Consider the following 23,192-nt stretch of genomic DNA (forward strand, 5'->3'; position numbering starts at 1 on the left):
GCATGCTGGAGCTTATAAAAGGAAAATTAAAAATTGATGGGAATGAAGAGGATACAGTTATCCAACTTCTAATTGATGGAGCAAAAGAAGCCTTACTAGGTTCTGGTGTTCCTGAAAGTGAAAAGGCCCTTTACAAAATAGCGGTAATTACACATGTTTTATTAAACTATGAGAATCAAGATAAATCATTAAATGTCCTTGCGTTAAAACAGTCATTAGAAACTACTATATTACAATTAAGGGACTATAATAACGGTGGTAATCATGAATCCAAGTAAATTAAATAAACGAATAACAATTCAACAGGAAATTACAAATAAAAAAGATGAAGAAGGGAATCCAATTCCACCAGAATGGAAAGATGTTGTCACTGTTTGGGCAAGAGCAAAAACACCATTTGGAAAGGGATTTAACTATGAAATATTCGCTGGAAATACCGAAAATGCGGTACGTACAGTGAATTTTTTTATGCGATTTCGTAGGGGAATTGATTCGAAAATGCGAGTTTTGTATGATGACCGACTCTTTGAAATAAAAGCTGTTGTAGATGTTGATGAACAACATAAAGAGACATGCTTGGTGTGCGAGGAGCGATCTATATGGCAGAAGTAACAACCTTTGGGATACAAGAAGCTATTCAACGTTTTGAAGCTTTAGGAAGAAGTGTAAAAACAATTGAAAACTCAGCATTAAAGAAAGGTGCTGAGGTAGTAAGGGATGCTCTAGAGGTAGAAAGTCCAGTAAGTGCACATCCGAAACCACCTTCACCAAAAGAATCATGGAGAACAGGTAAACATGCAAAGGACGAGGTGCTTGTCGGAAAAATAAAAACTCGGAATGGAGTCAAATCAATTAGTGTGGGGTGGGAAAGAGATGATAATTCCCCACACTTTTATATGAAATTCCAAAACTGGGGAACCAGTAAAATGCCACATCCACCACATAAAGGGTTTATAGAGAAGACAGTAACTCACACGGAAGTAAAGGCAGTTCATGAGATGCGAAATGTCTTTGCAGTAGCGTTGCATAGTGTATGAGATTTTTAGAAAAAGATGTGTTACGTGCACTTACAACGCCTTTTATTGTAGAAAAAATTGGTGGAGAATATATCTACAATATGGTTCGTGGTGACGATAACGGAAAAACATGGATTACTTATTCTGAGTTAGATAATAGTGCTAGCAGATACGCGGAGGGTGCGGAATCTACTAGCACTATTTTATTTCAAGTAGATATTTGGTCCTTTAGCCCTGTAAAGGGTGATTTAAAAGAAGCGGTAAACACTTCTATGAAAAATATAGGATTTCAGCGTATTACAACAGCAAATTTATATGAACCAGATACGAAAATCTATCATTATGGTATGAGGTTTCGTACAGAATTAAAAATTTAGGAGGAAAACAAATATGGCAATTGCAGTCGATTTTAGAGATTTACATTATGCGATTTTGACAGAAACACCAGATGGTAAGTTTACGTATGCAGCACCTAAGAAAATTGGAGATGCAGTAAGTGGCAAGGCTTCACCTAAAAATGAATCCGTAACGTTCTATGCAGAAGGAGGGCCGCTAGCAACAGCAAGTGCCTTTGGTGGTGTGGAGATTGAACTAGAAACAGCGGATATTTCATTATCTACTTACGCTGAATTATTAGGGAAGAAACTAATTAAAGGTCAGGTAATTGATAATGTAAATGATGTTGCTCCATATGTAGCGTTATTATATCGTTTACCAAAAGACAATGGGAAAAATCGTTTTTATTGCTACTACAAAACGAAGTTTGAAATTCCTGAAGATGAACACAAGACAGCTGAAGACAAACCGACTTTCCAATCAGCTAAAATTAAATGCAAAGCGATCCAACGTTCAGATGGAAACTGGAGACATCGTTTAGATGAAGAAGAAACAGGATACGATGCAACTGTTGCATCGAACTGGTTTAAAACAGTTCCAACACCACCAACAGAAACAGCACCATCACTTAGCAGATAAAATTATAAAAAGGGTACAGCTTAATGCTGTGCCCTTTATTTATGAAAGGAGATTCAATTATGCAAGAAAATCAAAAAACAGAATCGTTTAAATTGGTTTTAAATCTACCCGCTGGTAAAAAAACTTTCTTTTTACCAACATACATTTCATCTACTGACGGATTTGAAGCAGCTGAATGGACAGAAAAATTAAATGTTGAAAATGTTCGTTTTGATGTACTAAAAGAAGCTACTCATTTTGTTGTTAAAGTGTTTGGAAATCGCTTTACAGTGGAAGAGTTTCTTGAGGGAGTACACATTTGGTTTTTAACATCAACTATTTATGCAATTTGTTTAGCAATTGTAGGTCGTATTGCTGAGGCTGTGGCAGTTATTAATGCTATTGACTCAAAGACAAATGTAGCAAAAAAAAAGAGACAGAGGAACAGAAAGAACCGTTCAAACCTACAGAAATGATGTTAGGGATATATAGTATGTTACAAGATTCTGGCATGTCCCAAGCGGATATTAATCAGATGGATCTAGTACTTTTCTTTAAAACGTTAGCTTATAAGAAAAAACAAGAAGATAAAAATGTAGTCCGTACAGCAAATCAAGCACCAGATTGGTTGTAAAGGTAGGTGAGATAAATGGCTGGAGATATGGAAATTGGCGCGCGAGTCACGTTGGATACCCAACGTTTTGAAAATGGAGTAGCAGGAATTAATCGTGGTTTACGTTTATTAGATTCAGAGTTCAATTTAACGAGTGAAAGAGCTAGATTACTTGGTAATTCTGTTGAACAGTTACAAAATAAGTTAACTCATTTAAATGAAAAATTCACATTACAAGGACAAAAGGTAGAACATTACCGCCAAAAGATTGAACAAGCAAGACAAAAACAAGAACAATTACAAGCTTCAAATTTAACATTGGCGGCATCTATGGAACGTCTTGAAACACAGTATGATCAGGCTGTACAAAATTTCGGACGTAATTCCCAAGAAGCCAAACAATTAAAGCAAGAATTAAAACAACTTCAAGCTGAATACACATCTAACGGTCAAGCGCTTCAACGATTAAATACGCAAATCGATAACAATACGATTGCTATGAATCGTGCTGAAACAGCTCAAGAGCGAATTCAAAATGAAATAAGAGAAACGAACCGTGAATTAGCCGAGCAACAAAATCGTCTTCATCGTACCGGAGAACGGATGCGCGATACAGGAAATAAAATGCAAGATGTAGGTGGACAGGTTGGTACTACCTTTGCAGCCATGACTGGGGTTATTGGTGCTGGACTTGCGATGGCTGTAAAGGAATCTATGAATTTCGAGCAGAAAATGGCTGATATTCAAGCAGTTTCTGGTGCAACTGGCGATGAAATGAAGAAAATTAGCGAACTTGCAGTACAGATGGGAGAAAAAACAAAATATTCATCTGTGGAAGCAGGGCAAGGTATTGAAGAGCTAATTAAAGCAGGGGTAAGCCTAACTGACATTATTAACGGTGGTTTAGAGGGTGCCTTGAACTTAGCGACAGCTGGGGAATTAGAATTGGGGGATGCAGCAGAAATTGCTTCTACAGCTTTAAATGCATTTAAGGATGATAACTTATCAGTAGCACAAGCGGCTGATCTATTAGCTGGTGCAGCAAATGCTTCAGCAACTAGTGTTGGAGAAATGAAGTTTGGGTTATCAATGGTTTCAGCGGTTGCAGCTGGTGTGGGACTTAGTTTTAAAGATACAACAACAGCATTAGCTTTATTTGCACAGAACGGCTTAAAAGGTTCTGATGCAGGTACGTCATTGAAGACAATGCTAGCAAACTTAATTCCAAAATCTAATGAAGCTTACGATATGTTTAGTGATTTGGGATTAATAACAATCGATACTGGCAAAGCAATGCAGTTTCTTGGAGAAAGAGGGATTAAACCAACTTCAAATTCATTTAAAGATGTAACTGGTGCTTTATCTGAGTTCGCAGCAAAACAAGCCGGTGTGAAGGTTGGATCTGAAAAAGCGGAGAAGGCGTTTCAAAAATTAACTTTTGAAACGGGTATTATGACAAATGCCTTTTTCGATTCAAATGGTAATTTGAAAGAAATGTCTGATATTGCTGAAATTCTTCAAATGGCAATGCAAGGATTAACGGCTGAGCAAAGACAGTCGTACATGTATACATTGTTTGGTTCTGATGCCATTCGTGCCGCTAATATTCTTTATAAAGAGGGCTCAGATGGTGTGAAAAATATGTATACGGAAATGTCAAAGGTAACAGCGTTAGAAGTTGCTGAGACAAAGATGAATACAACAAAAGGAAAAATTGAAGAATTAAGTGGTGCTGTAGACACTCTTAAAAAGTCATTTGGTGATGCGTTATTACCTATTTTAGTTGATGTAGTATCTGGTGTTCAGGGTGTCGTAGATTGGTTTAACAATTTAGATGAATCGACACAACAAATGATTGCAAAAAGTGCTTTATTGGCTTTCGGGATAGCAGGGGTAACAACAGCTGTAGGATTTTTAGCAATGGGGATAGGTGCTTTATTAGCAAACCCGATTGCTTTAGCTATTACTGGAGCTGTTCTTGCTGTAGGGGCGCTAGGTATAGCAATAGTCGATCTGAACGAAAAATCCAAACAGGCACAAAATGATATGGATAAGTTTGGTCAAAGAGTAAGTGACGCAACGAGTAAAGCAGCTGGTGCTTATGTGGACTTAAAAGATAAAGCTATCAATAACATGATGGATTTAAAACTTAAAACAGGTGAAGAAGCGAATAAAGCAGCGGACGAAACTATTAAAGCTTTTCAAAGAATGACAAATGAAGTTATTAAAGAGTTAGAAGGAAAGAAAAGCGAATTCAATAAAATGTTTAGTCAGTTGATGGGAACTGTTCCTGAGGGTGCTAAACAAACCCTAGAACAAGTGAAAAATAATGTCATTGAATCTATTAATAAAGAGATTGAAGTTGCTACACAAGCGGAAAAGATTTTGGAAGAGGGTATTAAAAGGTATCAAGGAGATACCATGAAAATGCCAAAAGATTTCGCTCAAAAATTCGAACAAGCATTACAGGTTGCTGATAAAAACGTTCAACAATTCTACACAAAAGCAAAGGAAATCACGTCTATTTCGAAAGAAATTGAAGCTGGAGGGATGCTATCTTTAGATGCTGGCAAAAAACGGTTTGAAAGCATCATAAAGGTATATGAAGATGGTGTTAAATCTTTAGAAAAGCAAACCAAAGGTTGGCGCGAAAATGTAGAAAAAGCGTTTAAATTAGGCGAAATTAAACCGGAAGAAAGAAAAGCGACATTAGATGCTATTGCACTTTATGAATCGAAGCATGTAAATGACTTGCAGACAATTAGAAATGATGGATTTAAAGTGTTACAGCAACATATGAAGGAAGAAGATTCAGAAGTTTTGGCATCACAAGCTAAAAGGATAGAAGCGGAAGATAAGGGATGGGGCGCAAGGTTCAAAGCGGCATATGGATTCCGTGAAAAATCGGCTGATTTGGAACAACGCTTTAGAAGTGATCAAGAGAAAGCTGAAAAAGATTATCAAGATAAATTACTTCGATACGAGTTGCAATATGGCAAATCTAAAATTGAAAGTATAGGAATGTATCTTTCTGAATTACAAAAGGGTACAGAATCATCTAGATTATTAGCCGAATCAATGGCAAAAGAAATTGATGGCAAAATGAAAATTGATTTAGGGCCAGCTGGACAATTCACAATTGATACATTCTTACAGAAGCTTCAAAAGGGTGAATTAGATTCTTCAGCTGTAGCAACCGCAAATGCTAATAAATTAAAAGAAGTTTATAAAGTGGATTTATCACAAAGTGGTATTGAATCCATGCAAAAATGGATCGATGGTATTAAAACAAAAGATACTGGTGAAGTAAGAGAATTCCTAAGTAAAAATATGCAAGGTAATACCACAATTGATTTAGGAATCTACGGGAAAATGACAATGGACTCGTGGATTACAGGACTTCAAACAGGGACTTTATCTTTTGATACTGTATTTCAATTCTTTCAACAAAACGTTAAAAACGGAATGAATGTCGACGCTACTCAAGAAGGTCAGAATAACATTCAAACTTTAATTAATGGAATGCAAATTGGGGCATTATCTTTACCACAAGTCGCACAGACTATGGGGCTAGATATTAAAAGTAATGTTCAAGTGGATCTTGGTGAAGCAGGACAATTTAATGTACAGACACTCGTTCAAGGTATGCAAAATGGATCCATTAACGCTGAACTAGCAGCGAAAGCAATTGCTTTACTAGTTGAAAATGGAGCGAAGTTAGATTTAACGCAAGTTGGATTTGATATTAGTCAAACGCAGGCTAATGGTATTTCTGGTAATATGGCTCCTGAGAATGCGGCAACAGGAAAGAAACAAGCTGTAGAAGGGATTATGGGAAGTACTACAGATGGTGGCGGTGGAAGTAAGAGTGGCAGTGAACTAGGGCAAGGGATAGTAAGTCAAGATGGTTACATTAGAGGAAGCGCATTACAGGTTGTTGCTAGTGCTCATAATGCTTTTAGTACTATTAATGGAAACCCAGCAGGTAATCAAGGTGGACAAGGTGTTGGAAGTGGTATTGTTAATCAAAAAGGCTATATCAGAGGCAGCGCTTTAGAAGCTGTTACCTCAGCTCATGCTGGTTTTAATACAATCAATGGTACTCCACAAGGTCAAAAAGGTGGCAGTCAGTTTGCACAAGGTATGGAAAATACAAAAGGGCAAGCGAGATCGAGCGGTTCTAATGTAGCGGAAAGCGGTAATTCTGGTCTGAAAAGCGTTAGTTCAGTTAGTCCTGGTGAAGCATTTTCTAGTGGATTTGCTAAAGGTATTTCTAATGGTGAATGGAATGTACAAAATGTAGCGTCAAGTTTAGCACGAGGTGCATTTGAAGCTTTAAAAGCTACATTAAATGTGAACTCTCCGTCAAAGCTAACTAGGGATCAAGGGGGAAAACCTTTTAGTGAAGGGTTTGCTCTAGGTATTCAAAAGGGATCTTATATGGCTGAACGTGAGAGTCGTACGCTTGGTTCAAAGGCAAATAATGCTTTAGTAAATGAATTGGCATTAGGGAGTAGTTCGAATAAAATGCTATTTACAGGCGTTCAAATGGCAAACGGAATTGCAGAAGGGATTAAAACGCAATATTCTGTCGTACGAGATGCATTACAAGATACAGTATCAGGAGCTGTTAATAGTATACGTTCTTTAAAACCCGAAGAAATATTTAGTTTTCAAGGTGATGATCCATTAACTAAATATTTTAATGCAATCTTTGTAGATGGAGATTGGCAAAATGATTGGATTACACATATTCCTGAAAGCATGCGTGATATGGTTAGAGAAATAGGTCGTCAAATGGAACGGTTCGAAGGGCTCTCCATTTATGATGTCGGGAACCTTTCTAGATGGAGAGAAGTGCTATCTGACAATCCTAATGTCGTTCAATATAGACCTGATAATGATAATCCAGATAAACAACCATATACAAAATCAGGCCCAACATATATTGAAATTCCAGTCGTACTAGATGGAAGAGAAATAGCTCGCGTAAGCCATCCTTACGTAACTGAATATCAGAATAGAGAAAAAGAAAGAAACTCAGTCTTTTAGATTTGAGTTTCTTTTTTATAAAAGGAGGTAAATAATGAGCTCTTTTTCATTTAATGGGGAACGAAAAAGTTACATTCACATAGAAAGAGGATGGAAAAGACCAGCATGGGCACCATTAAGAAGAAATTTGTTAAATGCTCCAAGCTATCAAGGAGCGAGACTATTAAGTACAGATACTGATATGCGTGTTTTATCTGTACCTGTTGGAATTATAGCGCCAAATGGCATTGGTTTAGAAAGATTAAAAGAAGAAATAGCATCCTGGTTAATTACAGAACAACCGGCAGAGCTTATTTTCGATATAGAAAATGAAAGGACCTATTTAGCTGTTGTGGATGAAGAATTCAATATTGATGAATTTGTAGATATTGGAAAAGGTGTTTTGAAGTTTATTTGTCCAATGCCTTATAAATTAGGTCCTACAAGAACCGTAGAATTTCAAGCGGATGAGCATGAACTAGTGGCAAATATTCAAAACAAAGGGAGTGTCGAATCTAACCCGATTATTGAAATTGAAGTAACGAAACCTTCCACTTTTCTTGATGTTTGGAATGGAGATAATTATTTTCGTATCGGATGGCCACTTAGAATGGATCAGGTACCCGTTGAAAGGAACCAGCGTGTTATGTGGGATGAAATGTCTACAACTGTAGGTTGGACGAATGTTCCGAATGCAGAAGATATGGTAGGGGGCGGAGCGTTCAAAGTGGATGCAGGCTCACGCCTAGTTCCGGTTTATTTAGGTGAAACAAACATAAAAGGATGGCATGGTTGCATAGCTAAAAAGAACATCCCACAAGGACCATTACAGGATTTTATTATGCAGGCTTATGTTGGGGTAAGAAGCTCGCATCCCGATCAAATGGGACGTGTTGAGATTGGTTTGTTGGATGAAAATAGCGACTATGTAGCTCGTATTTCTATGAATGATGTCCATTGGCAAGCTGAACAAAATACAGGTTTTGCTAAACTCGGCAACAAAAAGAAACCTGTCAGCGAGCGAGTACTTATAAATGAACCAGGAGACCATCCTACTACATGGAATCAATATCGCGGCCGATTATGGTTAGCTCGCACCGGTAATAGGTGGGAAGCTTATATTTCTAAGTTTTTATGGAATACCGAAAAGGATGATTCGGAACGCTTTGTCGTGTGGGAAGACGAAAACAATGTGAACATGGATAAGGTAGCGCAAGTTCAAATTAGCATTAGTCAATTTTCGGATAACATGTTTTGTACAGATATGAGCATTGATGATTTGAAAATTTGGAAAGTCAATATGAATACCCAAGATAATCCGCCTTATATTTTTGATGTTGGAGATAAAGTAGTTATTGATACCGAGCGAAGTCTTGTATCAATCAATGGTAAAAAAGCTATTAATCTAAAAGATATATTCAGTGATTATCCAGTTATTAACAAGGGGTCGAACAAACTTGAAATTATGCCTTCCGATGTAGGAATAGCCAAAGTAACGTATAGGGAGAGATATCGATGAGAGCACCTAGCGGCACACTTCATGTCATTGATTTTAAAACAGATCAAATTGTTGCTAATATCCAGCCGCAAGATTATTGGGATGATATACGTCATTGGGAGATTAAGAACAATATTGATACTTTAGAATTTAAAGTGTTTGATAATACAGAGCATGCAGCTACACTCATGCAACAAAATTTAGTATTAAAAGAAGTGCGTGATGGACGGATTGTTCCTTACGTTATAAATAATGAAGCTGAAAAGGATTCAAGAGATAGATCACTTACTGTACGTGCTTCTGGAGCATGGATTCAGATAGCAAAAGACGGTTATATCATGCCGCAACGTATAGAAGGTAAAACCGTAAATCAGTTTATGGATATGGCCCTTGCAGGTATGAAATGGAAACGTGGCAAAACAGAGTATGCTGGTTTCCATACAATGACCATCGATACGATTATAGATCCTCTTACCTTTTTAAAGAAAATAGCTTCTTTATTTGAATTAGAGATTCAATACCGTGTAGAAGTAGTCGGTTCACAGATTGTTGGCTGGTACGTGGATATGGTGAAAAAACGCGGTAGAGACACTGGCAAGGAAGTAACTTTAGGGAAGGATTTAGTCGGTGTTAGACGTATCGAGCATTCTAGAGATGTTTGCACCGCCCTTGTTGGATTCGTCAAAGGTGAAGGAGATACTATTATCACAGTTGAAAAAATTAACGATGGTTTACCTTATATTACTGATAGCGATGCTTTTCAACGTTGGAATGAGAAGGGGAAACATAAATTCGGCTTCTATTCTCCAGAGACAGAAGAACAAAATATGACACCGCAACGTCTTTTAACTCTTATGAAAACAGAGTTCGCAAAACGCGTTAATACTTCTGTTGTTTACGATGTAGAAGCAGCAGCTATAGGGCGTGTATTTGGACTATCTCACGAGCTAATTAATGAAGGAGATACAATTCGAATTAAAGATACTGGATTTACTCCTAAACTGTATTTAGAAGCCCGTGCAATTGCTGGTGATGAGTCATTTACAGACCCTTCACAAGATAAATATATATTTGGCGACTATCGTGAAATTACCGATCCGAATGAAGAAATGCGAAAACTATACAATAGAGTACTTGCTTCTTTAGGTAATAAAGCCAATAAAGAACTATTAGAACAACTAGAAAAGTTAGCAGAAGAAGCGAAGGATACAGCCGAACAAGCTCAAAAAGAAAGTAAAGCGGCAAAGGATATAGCAGAAAAGACTAAATATTATATGGATCAAAACCTTGTAGATATTATAGAAGGTGCTAATCCACCTACTACTGGCCTTAAACCTAATAAAACGCTATGGCGTGATATTAGTAATGGTAAGCCGGGTATTTTAAAAATATGGACAGGCACAATGTGGGAACCTGTCGTCCCTGATACAGGACCATTACAGCAAAGTATTAAAGATGTTAAGAAAGATATTGAAACAGCTAAAACGGAGCTAAATCAAAAGGTTCAAGAAGCACAGAATCAAGCAACAGGACAGTTTAACGAGGTGAAGGAAAGCTTACAAGGTGTGAGCCGTACGATTTCCAGTATTGAGAACAAACAAGGTGAAATTGATAAAAAAGTAACCCAGGTTGAACAGGATTCTAATGGATTTAAAATTTCTATTGAATCGTTAACTAAAAAAGATAATGATATTAGCAATAAATTAAATACAGTAGAACAAACTGTAGAAGGTACAAAGAAGACTATTTCTGATGTGCAGCAAACAACAAGTGAGCTTAAGAAAACAACAACTGAAATTAAAGAAGAAGCTGGACGTACCAAAGAACGAATGGAACAAATTAATAGTAAAGTTGAGAATATTGATATTGGAGTTAACAACCTTGTTATCAATTCATCTTGTGATAACGAAAAACCTCGAATGTTTGACCAACCAGGCGAAAGTCAAGTTGGTGGTGTTGATGATATTCGATACTACGAAAAACATCTTGCTATTAAATGTAACAGACATACAGATGCATTTTACCAAATTGGAGGTTATGAGAAATCATTACACGGTTTAGAACCTGGTAAAGAAGTAACCATCTCTGCTGATATCAATTGTGAGTCAGTCGATTATCACTTTGAAATGTTCTACGCAACAAATACAGAGGGTAATAACTGGAGAGCATTTGTTGGCGAACTTTACAAAGAATTGAAGATTTGGAAGAGAAGAAGTTTCACATTCAAAATCCCTAATGACACCACTTCTATTATGTTTCGTATTTATTTCGGACGCGTAGTAACATCAAATGGCACGTGGCTTAACTTCAAAAACGTACAGATAGAAAGAGGTAATATTGCGACAGGATACAAACGAGCTTATCAAGATCAAGTAACAACCGATGAATTCACCAAGAAAACAACCGAGATTGAAAAAAGTGTGGACGGTGTAAAAACCACTGTATCAACTGTTCAAAAAGACCAAGGTGCAATGCAAACTACCTTGAATCAAGTTAAACAAACAACGGATTCTAATTCACAAACCATTACAACCCTATCTCAGACGCAAGGCAAACAAGGAGAAATTATACAACAAAACACGAGTGATATCACACAGTTGAATAATCAAATCAAATCCAAAGTAACAGATACTCAAATGCAAGAATATATAGGTGGATTAGGAAGTACGAACTTACTGTTTAATGCTGCATTTGAAGACCGAGTAATAAACGCTACTACAGGAGTTGTAACAAGCAGAAAACCAAGTATTTCTAAATGGAGTGTTGGTCCAAACGGCAGTAACTTTACAGCTGTGCCAGAAACAGCGAGAAACCATGACGGTATGAATTCCGTTAAATTAGAATCGTCCGGGCAGACAGTAGACAGAAATGCAGCTTTCTATCAATCATTACCTGTATCTCCTAACTCCGGTGATTATGTGTTATCTGCATGGTTCTACACAGATGCAGTTGCTACCATAGATAATACAGCATTTGTAATGATTGAATTTTACAATGGTTCTACTTGGGTTACGAATAAAGTTATACAACTTGTACCGTTACTGACTAATGGATCATGGAAATTTATTAGTGTAACTATGCCAGCTCCCGTATCCGGTGTTACTACGATACGTTTCGTAGTGGTTATTAGAAAAAACGGTAGACTTTGGGTTTCTCAACCGCAATTACAACAAGGTATTACACCTTCTAGTTTCATGGAGAATCCGAAAGACTATTCCAACTATGATCAGCTTGTTGGTGAGATTGCCAAGAAAGTAGCGACTGCTGATTTTGATAGTAAATTTTCTAAAATGGAAACTACAATCAATCAGCAATCTAATCGTATTGACCTAAAAGCAGAGAAAACGGATGTATACACCAAAACAGAAGCAAATGGTCAATTTGGAAGTAAGGCAATGGTGGAAAAGCACGAAAGCTCTATTACATTAATGTCTAATCAAATTAATTCTACAGTCAAAAAAGGCGATATTATTTCATCTATCAATCAAACAGCAGAGCAAATAACAATTGATGTTTCAAAGCTTGCTATTAATGCAGATACAATGGTGAAATGGTTAACGGCAAAAGGTATTGATACGAATGTTATAAACGTTAATGGTGATAAGATTACCATTGATAAAAACGGCGTTACTGTTAAAATGTTAGACTTCCTTTTTGAAGATGAATGGGGAACGAAAACAACCGTTATACCAAAACGAAATTTAATAGCCGATCATGATTTTTCTAGTGTTCCAAAATTGAACATAGGTATCCCCAATTATCAGGGGTTTGGTACTGGATATGGTCTACCTTGGAAAGTACAAGGAAACGGTGTAGTGATAGAAAATAACACTTTTATATTTAACTATGAACAAATGGTAAATGCAGTACGTGTTGACACGTATAATTACCCAGAAACAAAAGTTCAAAACGGGATTCATCCAGGAAACTCTTATACATTGTCAGCACATTATAGAACCGCACAGATCAATGGTGTGCGTACAACTGCCAAACCACGATTGCAGGTATGTTTTGTTACACCACTCGATGATGTAACCTATAAAATTTGGCATGAAATATATAAAGATTTTCCAGAGCCATCTACATTTTATGGTGAAATTAGAAAGTATAATTTCACATTTACCGTTCCTAACAATTACAATCCACAAGAACATATGATTGTAGTTAAAGTTACAGCTGCAAATGCGCAGGTTTCTGCTGGTAGAGCTGTTTGCGTGAGTGGGATATCATTGGTGAGTGGTAACTACGCTTGTGTATATCACTGGGATCGTGCAGGTTCTGAAAGGGCAGACGGTCTTCAACCGTTTAATAGAATTGCTATAGGCAGCGTAAATAACAACATAGGTCCAGCTGCTCATGGGCAGACCTTTGATATAATTACAGAAAAGGATGTATTCGTAAATCAACCTATTCTAACGCAGGGAATAAATTTAGGGCGTAATAAAATGGGCCAAGCTGGTTCCATTCGTTTCTTTGATGGCGGTCAAGGCTATGGGTTTTATTTTATGGGAATGGGAGGACAATGGTACAAGCTACCTAACGTTTAGGAGGAAAATATATGAATGATTACAAAGATTTACAAGGTTATCCCTTACAAGCAGGGCAAGGCGCTCCATTTGCTGGGAGGTTAGTAGATTCAGAAAGAAACGAAAACGGAGTATTTGTGCGAATTCCTTTTGATATGCTAAACAATGCCGGTTTATATGGCGCTAATAAAGTAGAGGTGTGGGGGGAAACGGATGGAACGATATATTTCCGTATTGCAACAAGATGCGAAATATGTAAACGTGGAGCTCGTCTGTACGCACTGGATATGGGGTTTGCGAAAAAGAATATTTGTTTAGAGTGTTATACATCGCTTACAGGGAATTATCCATCTCAAGAACCGCCAACACCAACTAATGAAAATAACATACAAACAGAGTAGGAGCAGCCATAAGCTGTTTTTTATTTTGCACAAAATACGGCTTTGAGTAAATTCAATTCATAGATCAAGAGGAGCGATTTTGCTTCTCTTTTTATTTTGAGGAGATGATCAGTGTGAAACGAATAGTAGACCAAGCAATTTATGAAAAGTATGTTAGCCAAGAAAACAAAAACCTAGTCAAAGATTTTCTTATTGAAAAGAAAGCACAAGGAAAAGCGGCAAGCACTTTAAAACAATATGGTTGGGATTTGAGAATTATTTTGTTTCTAATACATCAACACTTCGAAAATAAAAACCTTATTGACCTAACACGTAAAGACATTCGGAATTTATCTATTATTTTTCAAGAGATGGAAATGTCTAATGCTCGTGTAAATGGATTAATGAGTGCGTTAAGATCCGCATTAGAATTTTGTGCGGATGATGACGACTATGATTATGAATTTAATGTGGGTTCAAGGGTACGTGGTTTACCTAAGAATCCAATTCGAGATATCACTTTTATAACTGAGGAGCAGATTAATTGGTTAATCGATGAATTACTTGAGCAAGAAAAATACATGTTAGCAATGTATTTGGCCCTTTCTTATTACAGCGCAGCTAGAAAGAATGAGGTTTACCAGGTTCAGAAAGAAGGGTTAACAGAACACTATTATACAAATGTGGTACGAGGAAAACGTGGTAAGAAATTTAGATTATATTACAATCACCGGGTGCAGAAATGCATTCGTTTATATATAAATCAGCGAGGTAAGGATACAATTCCAGATTTGTTTGTGCGTGTTTATAAGAATGGTGAGAGAAAAAGATTGAACAAGAGTGTATTTAATTATTGGTGCGACATATTTGCTAAGATGCTGAACGAAAAGGAAGGGAAGGAATATAAAATTAATCCTCACTGTTTCCGCCATAGCAGATTAGATAATTTAAAAGTTCAAGGAGTACCGCTTGAAAAATTAAAATCACTCGCTAATCATTCTGATATTTCCACAACTGAATCTTATTTGAAAGATAGAAGTGAGGAAGATATTGCAGAAATATTTGGAATGGACCCAAGTTATTTTGCAGCTTAAAAAGGAGAGGAAAAGATGGATCGCATTGATGTATTACTGAAAGCATTTATAGCTACGTTTGGTGGCTTCTGTGGGTATTTCTTGGGAGGATGGGATGCAACATTGAAAATCTTAGTGACGATGGCAGTTATTGATTATTTAACTGGCATGATTGCAGCAGGATATAACGGAGAATTAAAAAGTAAAGTTGGTTTCAAAGGCATCGCCAAAAAGGTGGTGCTTTTTCTTTTGGTTGGAGCGGCCGCTCAACTAGATTCAGCACTGGGAAGTAACAGCGCAATTCGTGAAGCGACTATTTTCTTCTTCATGGGCAATGAGTTACTTTCACTTTTAGAAAACGCTGGTCGTATGGGAATCCCCTTACCTTCAGCATTAACAAATGCAGTTGAAATTTTAGGTGGAAAACAAAAACAAGAAGAGAAAAAGGGAGATGTTCAATAATGGAAATCAGAAAAAAATTAGTTGACCCAAGTAAATATGGTACAAAGTGTCCGTATACAATGAATCCAGAATTCATTACAGTCCACAATACGTACAACGATGCTACAGCAGAAAATGAAGTATCTTATATGATTCGCAATGATAACCAAGTATCGTTTCATATTGCCGTAGATGATAAAGAAGCTGTACAAGGAATTCCTTTAGAGCGTAACGCTTGGCATTGCGGTGATGGTGGCGGTAACGGAAATCGTAAATCTATTGGAGTTGAAATCTGTTACTCTCTAAGTGGTGGAGATCGATATTACAAAGCAGAAGATAATGCAGCTATCGTTGTAGCTCAACTAATGAAACAGTACAATATTCCAATTAGTAAAGTTCGCACACACCAATCATGGAGTGGAAAGTATTGTCCTCATCGTATGCTTGATGAAGGACGATGGAATAGCTTCATTGAAAGGGTACAAAATGCATATAAAGGTGGAGGTAATAATATGAAATGGACAATGAAATCAGGCGGATTAGGAGTTAATTTAGCTCAAGAAATTATGGATAAACTCGCTGAATTTAAAGTGAAGGGCAACTTAGTTTATGAAGCAGATGGTATTTTCTATCTGCAATGTGAACCTGTTGACGACCGTAATAAATTAGGTGCTATCACATGGTATTTTAGAGATTATAAAGGATGGTATTGCGAAGTTTATCAAGTATAAATTGAATATGATAAAAGAATAGTTTTATAAAGAAAGAGCCGTTGTTGAGCGGCTCTTTTTTATTTGTCCTCATAATCATCTTCAATCCAAATATCTTCTAAACGCATATCCAACACTCTAGCTATTCGATATGCAACAGGTAAGGTAGGTAATCCACCTTTAACTAAAGCTGACATCGTCGAGCTTGCGATGTTTGCTTTTTTTGCTACAAAACTATATTTTATTCCTCTGTTATCTAAAATTTCTTTTAAACGGCTTTTCATGTTACCACCTCTTTTATGTTTGTCTTTTGTATTTTTTTCTCGTAGGACAGGCAAATTCCTTCATTCTAGTTCATATACCTATATCAAGACCACGAGGAATACCAAGTGGAACTAAGGACATCAAGAGGGGAGAGGATTACATGCGTTGGCAGTATAACCACTTGAATACAACTCCATATCTACATCCTTCAAAAGAATTACGTCAAATGTATAACGAATCCAAATCAAGATCAGAAACGGAATCAATTATGAATCACATGAAAAATCATGAAGTGTTTAATAACAAGGAATATAAAAGGTATTTCAGTTTATCCCAGGTTATTGAAGAGGATCTATACGGTGAGGAAGAAGACATTTTAAATTGGGAAATCCTAATGGACTGTTATGATGTAGTCCTTGCGAGAAAAGGTATTATATTTCGTGAAAAAGAAGAGGAGGAATAGGGATGACACTCGCAGGAGAAGCGGTAGTTATTTGGACGGCAACAGGTTTGTCAGTAGTTACAATGAAGGTAGCAGAAAAAATGGGGAAGAGTGTTCCTCATTGGCTTCCACGTATTACTTTGTACACAACGCTCACAGGCTCGTTCTTATACCTTCTACGTTATGTTCTAGTTATGTTTCTATGAAGGAATACAATATGGAAGGGTGGGACAACAGAGAAGGTATAAAGAAAGAGTTGTCCCGTCATATTCCAAAATAGTGCAATGATATCCTTATAGGATATTTAAGGGGGAAATGTTTATGTTGGAGTTATTACTGGTTCCCACGGCAGCACTAACTTATGCATTAGTAAGTGATAAGTTTAAACGAAAAGATGATGATAAAAAGAAGATTCAAGTCTTTTTCGAGGTGAGTGGGATTGCTATTAAAAGGGACGATAAGTTGCATTATCCTAAGTTTCAGAAACAAATTGATGATGATCGCAGCACAACCTATATTTACACTTTACCTGTAGGTATGCCAAGCAAAATTATTCAAAAGGTTGAGGACGTTGTAAGCGAGGGATTAAACAAACCTGTTCGGATCCATTACGATAATTATAAATTAAGCATTCGAGTATTTCATAAAGACATACCTAATAAGTGGAGATGGTCCGAAACATTAATTGAACAAGGGAAATGGCTTGTACCTATAGGGCAAAGCTTAGAAGAATTAATTTATCATGATTTTGATAAAACACCACACATGACTTTAGGTGGTTTGACACGTATGGGGAAAACCGTTTTTCTAAAGAATGTAATGACATCTCTTATTACAGCACAATCAGACCATACTCATTTATACATTGTTGATTTAAAAGGTGGATTAGAATTCGGGCCATATCAAAATTTAAAGCAAGTTGAATCTATAGCAGAAAAGCCGATTCAAGCGTTTCAAGTTTTAAATACAATTCTTGAAAAAATGGAAGAAAAAATGTGCTATATGAAGGAATGGCACTATACAAACGTTGTAGAAACAAATATAAAAGAACGACATTTTATCATAGTTGATGAAGGTGCTGAGCTTTGTCCAGATAAGAGTATGAGTAAAGAGCAGCAAAAGTTGTTAATTGCTTGTCAGAGAATGCTTTCTTATATAGCAAGGATTGGCGGGGCGCTTGGCTTCAGATTGATTTTTTGTACACAATATCCAACTGGAGACACATTACCGCGACAAGTTAAGCAAAATTCAGATGCGAAGTTAGGGTTTAGATTGCCAACACAGACAGCTTCTCAAGTGGTTATAGATGAATGTGGATTGGAATCGATTAAAAGTATACCTGGACGCGCTTTGTTTAAAACGGATAGGTTAACAGAAATTCAAGTGCCTTATATTTCTAATGAAACGATGTGGAATGTACTAAAACAATATGAGGTGGAGAAACATGAACATACAAACACACATCAAATTGAATCGTCAGATGATGATTCTGACCTCGATTAGAAAGTTGAAATTTGCTACACGTAGACATTTAATGGCTATACATGATTTAGGGGGCATAAGAAATGCAAACCGGATATTAAAGGATTTAAGCTCGTTTGTTAACAGCACAGTGTATAAAAAAGAATATGTATATTACTTAAATAAAAAGGGGCGTGCACTATTCGATGATACAGAAAAAATAGTACCAACAATTCGATTAGCACACAGCCTTATGAGAAATGAAGCGTGGCTCTATCTATTTTGTCCAGATGACTGGCAGATAGAAACACCTATACGTTATAAAGTAAATGATAATAAGAAGACAATTATTCCAGATGTGAAATTCCGAGATGAAGAAGGAATTTTAAATGCTGTTGAAATAGATCGGACTCAAATGATGAATATTAACAGTGAGAAAATAAATAGATACGGTGAATTTACAACGTATTATAAAAATAAATACAATGGGAAAGTACCTATCATTCATTTTTTTACAGTGACAGAACACAGGCAGAATACACTAGAAAAATTCGCAATGAAACATGATGTATTTATAAAAGTCTATGTTGTACCAGAGTTCCAATAAAAAAGAGCAGAATGTGAATTCAGCTCTTTTTTTAGTTAATTATTTTTCTCGAACCTGAAATTCAACAATGCTGTTGGACTATTGGGGTCGTAAGTAAAAGAAACTTGATATTTTTTTGTAATCGCTCCAGATTCTACTTTTTGGTCCTTGCGATCAACTTTAATACGGATATCTTCTAACATGTTTTTCACCTCTTGAGTGGTATCGATTTTTAACGACTCAAGTGAGAGTAAGAATGCATTCGGGTCATCACCTAAATAAGTAATTCTTTTTATTTCCTTTTGTTTATCATCTAAAATAACTCGGAAATTATTTATATTACCTAATTCAACGTTTTCACCTTTTACATTTTGATGATCAATTAATGAAATGACATATAAAGTTTTATCTTGATATCCTTGCTCTTTTTCAATCTTTAAATTTTTAGTAAGTTTCGCTGTGTTCGTAGAACTACCGTTTTTATCTAAAATATTATTGAAATTAGTAACAAATCTCGTAACTTCCGTTGGAACATTTTCATCTTCAGTCTTATTTGCGTGTTTTGATACAGTAGGGCTATTAGAAGAACAAGATGATAAAGTAAATGTGAATAAAATAGCAAAGATAGCTAACGATATTTTTTTAAGCATAATTTTCCTCCTGTAAAAATTTATAATTGTTAAATCAAGAATAACAGATGTGCATATGTTATATGTGTCATATTTTGTCGGTAATAAATAAAAGAGAGAAAAAGCGTGGATATTAAAGATGAGTGGATGTGGTCAAAAAGCAGACCGAAAAAATTAGTGAACATATATATAAGAAGAGAGTGGCATAAAAAAATGCTCACTCTCTTTTGACCACATAAACCACATTGACCACAACTTGTACCACATTTATTATTTACTTTATGTCCATTTTGTCTAAAATAGAAAATATAGCTGGACAAAAACACACGTTTTATCACATAATGGACACAATGCATCTTTAGAGGTGTAAAGAAAAAACATTGACAAATATAAAATGGCTAGCTATAATTTTGTTTGTTGCCTTGAGGTGATATGATATGAAATGGTCCATCCATCAATTGAATAAATTGAGAAATAAAGGATTGACATTGGATGAGATGGTAGATGTAAGTGAGCTAAAAGAGGTCGAGAAAGATATTCGTGAAATTAATCCTGTTCATGTAACGGGAAGAGTTGATTTTGGCTCCGGTAAGTTTACGTTTCATCTACATATAACTGGAAGCATGGTTTTACCATGTTCTCGCTCTTTAGTAGATGTGACATTACCATTTGACATTAAAACAACTGAGGTGTTCCAAACTTCACAAGAAGAATTTGAAACTGAAGCTGAAATTCATTCTTTAGAAGGAGAAGTACTTGACTTACTGCCCGTAATCAAGGAAAATATACTTTTGGAGATTCCAATGCAAATTTTCAGTGATGATGTTTCTGGTGGAGCACCGACGCAAGGTCAAGACTGGCAAGTGATTTCGGAAGAAGACAAAGAAAAGACTGTTGATCCAAGATTGGCAGGACTTGCAAAGTTTTTTGACAAATAATCGGAAGACTGGTTCAGGCCTTCATATGAAAATAACTATTTCTTTTAAGGAGGTGGGAAGAATGGCTGTACCTTTTAGAAGAACTTCTAAAACAGTAAAAAGAAAGCGTCGTACGCATTTCAAATTATCAGTACCTGGTATGGTAGAGTGCCCAAGCTGTGGTGAAGCGAAATTAGCTCACCGTGTATGTAAAGCATGCGGTACTTACAAAGGTAAAGAAGTAATCAGCAAGTAATTGCGGGAAAATAAACGCAGAAGATATCTTCTGCGTTTATTTTTTTTTGTCTTAATCTTTAGTTGTTGTATTCTATCTTTTCTAGTAACTGCATATGCTTAATAAAAAATGCATAGGGAGGACTAGAGAGATGGCGACAACAAGACAAGATGCTTGGACTGATGATGAAGATTTGCTTCTGGCAGAAGTAGTACTCCGGCATATTCGAGAAGGTGGAACACAACTTTCTGCCTTTAAGGAAGTGGGAAAAAATTTATCTCGTACACCAGCAGCATGTGGGTTTAGATGGAATTCTTACGTAAGAAAGCAATATAAAGAACGTATTGAGGAAGCAAAGCAACTTCGTAAAGTAGAACATTATGAAGTGAAAGAGACAAAGGTGTTAGAACCTACGTCAATTACGTTGAATGATGTTATTGATTTCTTGCAAAATTATAAAGATGAAAACTCTTTAACGGTGTTGCAACAACAAGTTGAATCATTACAAACAGAAAGAGAGCGTCTTCTGGAGCGATTATCAGTATACGAAGAAGAGTATAGAACATTACTTGATTATATCGATCAAAAAAGAAGTGTAATGGTAGCGGAAAGAAACAATGCTCGCTCGAATGAGAAGTTAGAGAAGCTTAAGAAATAAAAAACAGCTGTTATACAGCTGTTTTTTTATTTCTTAAGCGGATTCTTCGTTTGTAACCGCATTCAAATTTGCTTCTGGATGCCAAATATAAAAATCTCCATCAGTTACTGATACGGGGTTGAAATTTAATTTATCCCAAAAACCAGCTGAATGAATACGTGCTATCGTTTTAATAGGAAATTGCATTTGTTTCGCATGATTTACAAGCATTTGCCCGAATCCTTGTTTTTGAAAAGTTGGTAATACTTCAAGTTTATAAAGTTCTAGGTAGGGACCTGTAATTTCGAATGGTTCTCCGCCGTTTCTTTTCATATATAGACTCATACGTGCGATTAGTGATCCGCCATAATAAATACCGTAAAATGGAGATTCACTGTCGTTTTCAATAATGTTTGCTTGTAATTCTTCCAGCATAGATAGTTCCTGGGCTCCGCACCCTTTAAATTTCTTGAATTCATCTAACGTTTTATAATTGATGAGCAAGCGCTCAACTTTTGGGAATCCCATTACATCACATCCTTTTCTTGTCTCGTTGAATGCAGAAAAGTAAAAATATTTATAATAATAGTATAACTCATTTTTTTATTTTTATGAAGAAGATAGTATATTTCTTTTTTTATTTTTTTGAGGATTTGCTAAACTAAGAGTAGAAGCGTATTAATAGGTGGTACATACATAGTGAAAAATGAGATTATATTTGTTGGGCAGAGGACAGCGGAATTATAGGGCGTGCTCAGGTGCTTTAAAAAGATATAAAGGGGGGAAGGCAAGGGCACTTAGTGTGAATTCCTTGTGTGAAAATGAAAATTGGAATTGTCGGACCGGGTGCTATTGGTCTATTGTATACATTTTATTTACAAAAAAATAACCAAGATGTTACGTTGTTTACAAGAACAGCTAAGCAAGCTGAAGAATTAAATGAAACAGGTGTAACTTGTATTAGAGATGGAAGATGTGAAACAGTATATCCATCTGTTTTACCGATAGAAAGTATGGTAGCGCAAAATTTAGATTATATATTTATTGCTGTGAAGCAATATCATATAGATGACGTACTACCGTTTGTGGAAGGGGCATCATCATTAATCTTTTTGCAAAACGGAATGTCGCATCTTCAAAAGATGCTGAACATAGGGAGTAAAAATATAGCTGTTGGTATTGTAGAACATGGTGCGAAAAAAGAGGGAGGGCATATCGTTCATCATACTGGGATAGGGATAACAAAATTTGGAGTGGTTTGTGGTCAATCTATACATTTTAAAAAAATATTCAATTATTTTCCTGTTGCTTATTTTCCAGTTCAAATAGAAACAGATTGGGAAGAGATTATGCATAAAAAATTAGTAGTAAATGTATGTATCAATCCGTTGACAGCACTATTGGGAGTTAAGAATGGTGAATTAATCACGAATCGTTTTTTTTATCAAATGATGGAGCAAGTGTTTCAGGAGGCAGCATTTCTTATTAGAGGAGAAAAAGAAATGGTATGGCAAATGGTACGAAATGTGTGTGAAGGAACGTCTCGTAATACATCTTCTATGCTAGCGGATGTAAGAGCGAGTAGACAGACGGAAATTAATGCGATTGTTGGATATGTATTAGAAGAAGCTAAGAAACAGCAACGACCAGTTCCGACACTTCAATTTTTGTTCGATGCAATAAAAGGTTTAGAAACAAGAGTATAAGTGTTATTCTTTGCTTTTACGTGAAACATTGACTACAATGTGGATTGGTGAGAGAACTGGATACGAAAGGAAG

Annotated in this window: 25 protein-coding genes; 22 read left to right on the top strand and 3 right to left on the bottom strand. The window is 36.2% G+C overall.

The window, feature by feature from the left end; translation table 11 throughout:
• Positions 1 to 2: 2 nt before the first annotated feature.
• The 14 genes from MKY38_RS02585 to MKY38_RS02650 all read left to right on the top strand — a co-directional run bounded on the left by MKY38_RS02585 (position 3) and on the right by MKY38_RS02650 (position 16,263).
• Complete coding sequence (locus MKY38_RS02585; RefSeq protein ID WP_098218087.1) at positions 3 to 278, top strand: head-tail connector protein; 276 nt, start codon at positions 3 to 5, stop codon at positions 276 to 278.
• The gene (locus MKY38_RS02590) at positions 265 to 612 is read left to right on the top strand and encodes a phage head closure protein (protein ID WP_140161590.1); all 348 of its coding nucleotides are present in this window, start codon (positions 265 to 267) and stop codon (positions 610 to 612) included. Before MKY38_RS02585 ends, MKY38_RS02590 begins: the two co-directional genes overlap by 14 nt.
• Positions 600 to 1,037 (top strand): HK97-gp10 family putative phage morphogenesis protein, encoded by a 438-nt coding sequence (locus MKY38_RS02595; RefSeq protein ID WP_231009411.1) that lies wholly within the window; start codon positions 600 to 602, stop codon positions 1,035 to 1,037. The genes MKY38_RS02590 and MKY38_RS02595 overlap by 13 nt, the downstream gene beginning before the upstream one ends.
• Positions 1,034 to 1,393, top strand: a complete 360-nt coding sequence (locus tag MKY38_RS02600) for a structural protein (RefSeq protein WP_098218084.1) — start codon at positions 1,034 to 1,036, stop codon at positions 1,391 to 1,393. Before MKY38_RS02595 ends, MKY38_RS02600 begins: the two co-directional genes overlap by 4 nt.
• 13 nt (positions 1,394 to 1,406) lie before the next feature.
• Complete coding sequence (locus tag MKY38_RS02605; protein WP_231009413.1) at positions 1,407 to 1,991, top strand: major tail protein; 585 nt, start codon at positions 1,407 to 1,409, stop codon at positions 1,989 to 1,991.
• Between the two features lie 59 nt (positions 1,992 to 2,050).
• A complete protein-coding gene (gene gpG, locus MKY38_RS02610) occupies positions 2,051 to 2,446 on the top strand; it encodes a phage tail assembly chaperone G (protein ID WP_142317748.1) in 396 nt (131 codons plus the stop codon).
• Positions 2,447 to 2,463: 17 nt separating this feature from the next.
• Entirely contained in the window at positions 2,464 to 2,604 is a 141-nt protein-coding gene (locus MKY38_RS02615; RefSeq protein ID WP_000938713.1) for a hypothetical protein, read from the top strand.
• 15 nt (positions 2,605 to 2,619) lie between these two features.
• Entirely contained in the window at positions 2,620 to 7,635 is a 5,016-nt protein-coding gene (locus tag MKY38_RS02620; RefSeq protein WP_098218083.1) for a phage tail tape measure protein, read from the top strand.
• 34 nt (positions 7,636 to 7,669) lie between these two features.
• Positions 7,670 to 9,133: a distal tail protein Dit gene (locus MKY38_RS02625; protein ID WP_231009414.1), complete on the top strand. Its 1,464-nt coding sequence runs from the start codon at positions 7,670 to 7,672 to the stop codon at positions 9,131 to 9,133.
• Positions 9,130 to 13,659 carry a phage tail spike protein gene (locus MKY38_RS02630; RefSeq protein WP_341047997.1) on the top strand — a complete coding sequence of 1,510 codons (4,530 nt, stop codon included), beginning with the start codon at positions 9,130 to 9,132 and terminating at the stop codon, positions 13,657 to 13,659. The genes MKY38_RS02625 and MKY38_RS02630 overlap by 4 nt, the downstream gene beginning before the upstream one ends.
• 11 nt (positions 13,660 to 13,670) lie before the next feature.
• Positions 13,671 to 14,039, top strand: coding sequence for a hypothetical protein (locus MKY38_RS02635; RefSeq protein ID WP_341048000.1), 369 nt, complete (start codon positions 13,671 to 13,673; stop codon positions 14,037 to 14,039).
• 113 nt (positions 14,040 to 14,152) lie between these two features.
• Positions 14,153 to 15,112 carry a tyrosine-type recombinase/integrase gene (locus MKY38_RS02640; RefSeq protein WP_231009415.1) on the top strand — a complete coding sequence of 320 codons (960 nt, stop codon included), beginning with the start codon at positions 14,153 to 14,155 and terminating at the stop codon, positions 15,110 to 15,112.
• Between the two features lie 15 nt (positions 15,113 to 15,127).
• Positions 15,128 to 15,553, top strand: a complete 426-nt coding sequence (locus tag MKY38_RS02645) for a phage holin family protein (RefSeq protein WP_000373869.1) — start codon at positions 15,128 to 15,130, stop codon at positions 15,551 to 15,553.
• Positions 15,553 to 16,263, top strand: coding sequence for a peptidoglycan recognition protein family protein (locus tag MKY38_RS02650; RefSeq protein WP_231009416.1), 711 nt, complete (start codon positions 15,553 to 15,555; stop codon positions 16,261 to 16,263). Before MKY38_RS02645 ends, MKY38_RS02650 begins: the two co-directional genes overlap by 1 nt.
• Before the next feature lie 59 nt (positions 16,264 to 16,322).
• Here MKY38_RS02650 and MKY38_RS02655 read toward each other — a convergent pair whose 3' ends face one another.
• The gene (locus MKY38_RS02655) at positions 16,323 to 16,526 is read right to left on the bottom strand and encodes a helix-turn-helix transcriptional regulator (RefSeq protein WP_231009417.1); all 204 of its coding nucleotides are present in this window, start codon (positions 16,524 to 16,526) and stop codon (positions 16,323 to 16,325) included.
• Between the two features lie 140 nt (positions 16,527 to 16,666).
• Here MKY38_RS02655 and MKY38_RS02660 point away from each other — a divergent pair, with 140 nt between their 5' ends.
• The 4 genes from MKY38_RS02660 (at position 16,667) to MKY38_RS02675 (ending at position 19,016) form a co-directional block, all read left to right on the top strand.
• Positions 16,667 to 16,969 carry a hypothetical protein gene (locus MKY38_RS02660; RefSeq protein WP_086403008.1) on the top strand — a complete coding sequence of 101 codons (303 nt, stop codon included), beginning with the start codon at positions 16,667 to 16,669 and terminating at the stop codon, positions 16,967 to 16,969.
• Positions 16,970 to 16,971: 2 nt separating this feature from the next.
• The gene (locus MKY38_RS02665; RefSeq protein ID WP_030022556.1) at positions 16,972 to 17,154 is read left to right on the top strand and encodes a hypothetical protein; all 183 of its coding nucleotides are present in this window, start codon (positions 16,972 to 16,974) and stop codon (positions 17,152 to 17,154) included.
• A gap of 115 nt (positions 17,155 to 17,269) precedes the next feature.
• Complete coding sequence (locus MKY38_RS02670; RefSeq protein WP_086403007.1) at positions 17,270 to 18,451, top strand: FtsK/SpoIIIE domain-containing protein; 1,182 nt, start codon at positions 17,270 to 17,272, stop codon at positions 18,449 to 18,451.
• Entirely contained in the window at positions 18,393 to 19,016 is a 624-nt protein-coding gene (locus MKY38_RS02675) for a replication-relaxation family protein (protein WP_231009418.1), read from the top strand. The genes MKY38_RS02670 and MKY38_RS02675 overlap by 59 nt, the downstream gene beginning before the upstream one ends.
• A 35-nt stretch (positions 19,017 to 19,051) precedes the next feature.
• Here MKY38_RS02675 and MKY38_RS02680 read toward each other — a convergent pair whose 3' ends face one another.
• Positions 19,052 to 19,645, bottom strand: a complete 594-nt coding sequence (locus MKY38_RS02680) for a hypothetical protein (RefSeq protein WP_231009419.1) — start codon at positions 19,643 to 19,645, stop codon at positions 19,052 to 19,054.
• Between the two features lie 416 nt (positions 19,646 to 20,061).
• On the opposite strand from MKY38_RS02680, the gene MKY38_RS02685 reads away from it, so the two are divergent.
• From MKY38_RS02685 to MKY38_RS02695, 3 genes are all read left to right on the top strand, one after another.
• Positions 20,062 to 20,562, top strand: a complete 501-nt coding sequence (locus MKY38_RS02685; protein ID WP_000872149.1) for a YceD family protein — start codon at positions 20,062 to 20,064, stop codon at positions 20,560 to 20,562.
• Positions 20,563 to 20,623: 61 nt separating this feature from the next.
• Complete coding sequence (rpmF, locus tag MKY38_RS02690; protein WP_001984764.1) at positions 20,624 to 20,797, top strand: 50S ribosomal protein L32; 174 nt, start codon at positions 20,624 to 20,626, stop codon at positions 20,795 to 20,797.
• 130 nt (positions 20,798 to 20,927) lie between these two features.
• On the top strand, positions 20,928 to 21,434 hold the full coding sequence (locus MKY38_RS02695) for an RsfA family transcriptional regulator (protein ID WP_000246467.1): 507 nt from the start codon (positions 20,928 to 20,930) through the stop codon (positions 21,432 to 21,434).
• Between the two features lie 33 nt (positions 21,435 to 21,467).
• Here MKY38_RS02695 and MKY38_RS02700 read toward each other — a convergent pair whose 3' ends face one another.
• Positions 21,468 to 21,941, bottom strand: coding sequence for an N-acetyltransferase (locus MKY38_RS02700; protein ID WP_000506692.1), 474 nt, complete (start codon positions 21,939 to 21,941; stop codon positions 21,468 to 21,470).
• 293 nt (positions 21,942 to 22,234) lie between these two features.
• On the opposite strand from MKY38_RS02700, the gene panE reads away from it, so the two are divergent.
• On the top strand, positions 22,235 to 23,119 hold the full coding sequence (panE, locus tag MKY38_RS02705) for a 2-dehydropantoate 2-reductase (protein ID WP_065223017.1): 885 nt from the start codon (positions 22,235 to 22,237) through the stop codon (positions 23,117 to 23,119).
• Positions 23,120 to 23,192 lie beyond the last annotated feature (73 nt).

The organism is Bacillus sp. FSL R5-0585 (assembly GCF_038004545.1).
Taxonomy (GTDB): Bacteria; Bacillota; Bacilli; order Bacillales; family Bacillaceae_G; genus Bacillus_A; species Bacillus_A cereus.

Bases quoted from the DNA above. Each gene is read 5' to 3' on its own strand.
- MKY38_RS02600 (WP_098218084.1), top strand. From the start codon at position 1,034: ATGAGATTTTTAGAAAAAGATGTGTTACGTGCACTTACAACGCCTTTT.
- MKY38_RS02635 (WP_341048000.1), top strand. From the start codon at position 13,671: ATGAATGATTACAAAGATTTACAAGGTTATCCCTTACAAGCAGGGCAA.
- MKY38_RS02685 (WP_000872149.1), top strand. From the start codon at position 20,062: ATGAAATGGTCCATCCATCAATTGAATAAATTGAGAAATAAAGGATTG.
- MKY38_RS02645 (WP_000373869.1), top strand. From the start codon at position 15,128: ATGGATCGCATTGATGTATTACTGAAAGCATTTATAGCTACGTTTGGT.
- rpmF (WP_001984764.1), top strand. From the start codon at position 20,624: ATGGCTGTACCTTTTAGAAGAACTTCTAAAACAGTAAAAAGAAAGCGT.
- MKY38_RS02590 (WP_140161590.1), top strand. From the start codon at position 265: ATGAATCCAAGTAAATTAAATAAACGAATAACAATTCAACAGGAAATT.
- MKY38_RS02650 (WP_231009416.1), top strand. From the start codon at position 15,553: ATGGAAATCAGAAAAAAATTAGTTGACCCAAGTAAATATGGTACAAAG.
- MKY38_RS02700 (WP_000506692.1), bottom strand. From the start codon at position 21,941: ATGGGATTCCCAAAAGTTGAGCGCTTGCTCATCAATTATAAAACGTTA.
- MKY38_RS02670 (WP_086403007.1), top strand. From the start codon at position 17,270: ATGTTGGAGTTATTACTGGTTCCCACGGCAGCACTAACTTATGCATTA.
- panE (WP_065223017.1), top strand. From the start codon at position 22,235: ATGAAAATTGGAATTGTCGGACCGGGTGCTATTGGTCTATTGTATACA.
- MKY38_RS02620 (WP_098218083.1), top strand. From the start codon at position 2,620: ATGGCTGGAGATATGGAAATTGGCGCGCGAGTCACGTTGGATACCCAA.
- MKY38_RS02655 (WP_231009417.1), bottom strand. From the start codon at position 16,526: ATGAAAAGCCGTTTAAAAGAAATTTTAGATAACAGAGGAATAAAATAT.
- MKY38_RS02665 (WP_030022556.1), top strand. From the start codon at position 16,972: ATGACACTCGCAGGAGAAGCGGTAGTTATTTGGACGGCAACAGGTTTG.
- MKY38_RS02585 (WP_098218087.1), top strand. From the start codon at position 3: ATGCTGGAGCTTATAAAAGGAAAATTAAAAATTGATGGGAATGAAGAG.
- MKY38_RS02615 (WP_000938713.1), top strand. From the start codon at position 2,464: ATGTTACAAGATTCTGGCATGTCCCAAGCGGATATTAATCAGATGGAT.
- MKY38_RS02595 (WP_231009411.1), top strand. From the start codon at position 600: ATGGCAGAAGTAACAACCTTTGGGATACAAGAAGCTATTCAACGTTTT.
- gpG (WP_142317748.1), top strand. From the start codon at position 2,051: ATGCAAGAAAATCAAAAAACAGAATCGTTTAAATTGGTTTTAAATCTA.
- MKY38_RS02695 (WP_000246467.1), top strand. From the start codon at position 20,928: ATGGCGACAACAAGACAAGATGCTTGGACTGATGATGAAGATTTGCTT.
- MKY38_RS02630 (WP_341047997.1), top strand. From the start codon at position 9,130: ATGAGAGCACCTAGCGGCACACTTCATGTCATTGATTTTAAAACAGAT.
- MKY38_RS02680 (WP_231009419.1), bottom strand. From the start codon at position 19,645: ATGCTTAAAAAAATATCGTTAGCTATCTTTGCTATTTTATTCACATTT.
- MKY38_RS02675 (WP_231009418.1), top strand. From the start codon at position 18,393: ATGAACATACAAACACACATCAAATTGAATCGTCAGATGATGATTCTG.
- MKY38_RS02625 (WP_231009414.1), top strand. From the start codon at position 7,670: ATGAGCTCTTTTTCATTTAATGGGGAACGAAAAAGTTACATTCACATA.
- MKY38_RS02605 (WP_231009413.1), top strand. From the start codon at position 1,407: ATGGCAATTGCAGTCGATTTTAGAGATTTACATTATGCGATTTTGACA.
- MKY38_RS02660 (WP_086403008.1), top strand. From the start codon at position 16,667: ATGCGTTGGCAGTATAACCACTTGAATACAACTCCATATCTACATCCT.